Below are 3,009 nucleotides of genomic sequence, written 5' to 3'. Positions count from 1 at the left end.
GCAGGGCCAGGGCGACCACCGCGGCGAGGATCCAGCGGGCGGCCGTGCGCCACTCGTGGATCGCGCGGGCCGTGCCGTACTTCGGCGGCTTGACCGGCGGCGGGCCGCCGAACCAGCGGTGGGCGACCCAGGCGTCCACCTTCTTGATGGTGTGGTGGCCGAGGCCCACCGTGAAGCCGATGTAGACGGCGGCCAGGCCGTGCTTCCAGTCCGGCTCGGCCCCGCTCTTCAGGTCGATGGCCGTCACCACCAGCAGCACGACCTCCAGCAGCGGCTCGCACAGCAGCAGGGCCGCGCCGAGCCTCGGCTTCCTCGCGACGTACCGCAGGGCGAGTCCGGCGGCCAGCAGAACCCAGAATGCGACCTCGCAGGCCACGACCAGTAGGGCGATCACGACTCTCTCCTCCCGTTCCCCTCCAGCCTCCCGGCCGCCGGGCGCGGTTGCGTCGTCGGCACTGACGAAACCGCACTGCATCCTTCGATGTAGTCGCGGATCGGCCCGCGAAGGGAGGTCCAGGGGATGCGCTGCGTGTTGGATGGAGGGGTGCTCACCTCGACCCGCCCCGACCGCGACGCGGTGGCCCTCGCCGTCTCCGGGCTGCTCGGGGGGCTGCTGCTGTGGCTGCTGGGCCTCCACACCCAGGGCGGCCACCCCTTCTCCGCGCCCCGGGGCAACCTCGCCACCATCCTGATGTTCACGGACGTCATGTACGCGGCCGTGCTCTACGGGACCCCGGCCGCCGCCCGCCGCCTCCCGGTGGCCACGCTGCTGGTCACCGTGGCGTCGACGATCGGCTTCCTGGCCTGGTTCCGCAAGCCCGAGGCGCTGCTGATCGGCCTGGTCATCGGGCTGGTCTCCTTCATCCCCGCGCTCACCGGGGTCAGTGTGCGCAGCCATCGCACCGCCGCCGACGCGGCCCGGCTGGCGGCCGCCCAGACCGCGCGGCTCGCCGAGATGGACCGGACGCAGGCGGTGATCGCCGAGCGGGCCCGGATGGCCCGGGAGCTCCACGACATGGTGGCGGGCCACCTCTCCGCCGTGGCGATCCACTCCACGGCGGCCCTGTCCATCGACGAACCGGAGACCTCGCGGAACGCTGACGGCGCTGCCCGACGCTGACGGCGCTGGACACCCTGATCGAGCAGACGAGCGCCAACGGGGCGTCCGGCGGGCTCGTCTGCACCCTGGAGGACACCCGGGACCCGGGTGCGGAGGCGCTGCCGACACCGGTCGAGCTGGCCGCGTACCGGATCGTGCAGGAGTCCCTGACCAACGCCCTCAAGCACGCGGCGCCGGGCCCGGTCGTGGTGCGGCTCGGCCGGACCGGGGAGCTGCTGACGGTGGAGGTGATCAGTGCGTTCGGCAGCCGGACCGGGCCCACGGCGCCCGGCTCGGGAGCGGGTCTGGTCGGCATGCGGGAGCGGGCGGCGCTGCTCGGCGGGACGTTCGGGGCGGGGGCCGAACCGGGCGGCGACGGCGCGAAGATCTGGCGGGTGCGGGCCGAACTGCCCGTACGGGAGAGGGAGATGCGGGAATGATGATCCGGGTACTGGTGGCCGAGGACCAGGCGGCGGTGCGCGCGGGGCTCCTGCTGGAGGCGGTACGGACGGTGGGGCGCGGCGAGGGCCTGATCGCCCCGGCGGTGACCCGTCGGCTGATCGCCGAGTTCGCGGGAGCGGGCACGGCGGGCGGGGCCGTACGCGAGCGGAGCACGGCCGATCCCGCGGTGCTGAGGGCGCTGGAGACGCTCACCCGGCGTGAGGGCGAGGTGCTGGGGTGCCTGGGCGAGGGGCTGTCCAACGCGGACATCGCGGTGCGCCTGTCGATGGCGGAGGCCACGGTGAAGACCCATGTCAGCAGGGTGCTGGGCAAGCTGAAGCTGCGCAGCAGGGTTCAGGCGGCGGTGCTGGCACAGGAGTTGGGGATCTGACCCAGGGATCGATCTTTGGTCCAGACCTCTTGACGGTTGGTCCAGACCTTTCTACTGTCACCGGACACACTGCGGTGAGTACGAGAGCACCCGTACTCAGGGCGGCGCAGGGTTTGCAGTCCACGAATCACCCCCGTTTGTTGGACCTCACCCGAGGAGCACCGTTGAGCACTGAAACCCCCCAACGCCGTTCCAGATTCAGATGGATGCCCGCCGTCAGCGGCAGATCCAAGGTCGTCGCGGGCCTGACCGCGCTGGTCGTGCCGCTGGCCGCGATGGTGGGGCTCGCCACCCCCGCTTCGGCCGCCACCTCGGCCACCGCCACGTACACCAAGAAGTCGGACTGGGGCAGCGGCTTCGAGGGCCAGTGGACGGTGAAGAACACCGGCACCACCGCGCTCTCCTCCTGGACCATCGAGTGGGACTTCCCCTCGGGCACCGCCGCTGGTTCCGCCTGGGACGCCAACCTCACCAAGAGCGGCAACCACTACACCGCCAAGAACCTCTCCTGGAACGGGACCGTCGCGCCCGGCGCCAGCATCAGCTTCGGCTTCAACGGCACCGGCTCCGGCTCCCCCACGGGCTGCAAGCTGAACGGCGCCTCCTGTGACGGCGGCTCCGTCCCCGGCGACAACGCGCCCTCCGCCCCCGGCAAGCCCACCGCGAGCGACATCACCGACACCTCGGTGAAGCTCAGCTGGACCGCGGCCACCGACGACAAGGGCATCAAGAACTACGACGTCCTGCGCGACGGCGCGAAGGTCGCCACGGTCACCGGCACCACGTACACCAACACCGGCCTGACCGCGGGCACCGACTACTCCTACGCCGTGCAGGCCCGGGACACCGCCGACCAGACCGGTCCGGCCTCCGCGTCCACCGCCGTGCGCACCACCGGTGGCGGCGGCGAGCAGCCCGGCGGCGACAAGATCAACCTGGGCTACTTCACCAACTGGGGCGTCTACGGGCGCAACTACCACGTCAAGAACCTGGTGACGTCCGGCACCGCCGCGAAGATCACGCACATCAACTACGCCTTCGGCAACGTGCAGAACGGCAAGTGCACCATCGGCGACGC

Annotated in this window: 1 protein-coding gene and 3 pseudogenes; 3 read left to right on the top strand and 1 reads right to left on the bottom strand. The window is 71.6% G+C overall.

The genetic code is table 11. From position 1 onward, the window contains the following. Positions 1–394, bottom strand: a pseudogene (locus tag D3105_RS34090) (hypothetical protein); the annotation flags it as partial. Positions 395–544: 150 nt separating this feature from the next. On the opposite strand from D3105_RS34090, the pseudogene D3105_RS34085 reads away from it, so the two are divergent. The 3 genes and pseudogenes from D3105_RS34085 to D3105_RS34075 form a co-directional block, all read left to right on the top strand. After that, positions 545–1,539: pseudogene (locus D3105_RS34085) on the top strand (histidine kinase). Between the two features lie 50 nt (positions 1,540–1,589). Next, positions 1,590–1,931, top strand: a pseudogene (locus tag D3105_RS34080) (response regulator transcription factor); the annotation flags it as partial. Positions 1,932–2,137: 206 nt separating this feature from the next. Further along, on the top strand, positions 2,138–3,009 hold an 872-nt coding region (locus D3105_RS34075; RefSeq protein WP_425315775.1), incomplete at its 3' end, for a cellulose binding domain-containing protein.

The sequence above is a fragment of the Streptomyces globisporus genome (assembly GCF_003501885.1).
Taxonomy (GTDB): domain Bacteria; phylum Actinomycetota; class Actinomycetes; order Streptomycetales; family Streptomycetaceae; genus Streptomyces; species Streptomyces globisporus_D.
Note: the sequence above shows the minus strand (reverse complement) of the source record. Positions and strands in the feature narration are given on the sequence as shown.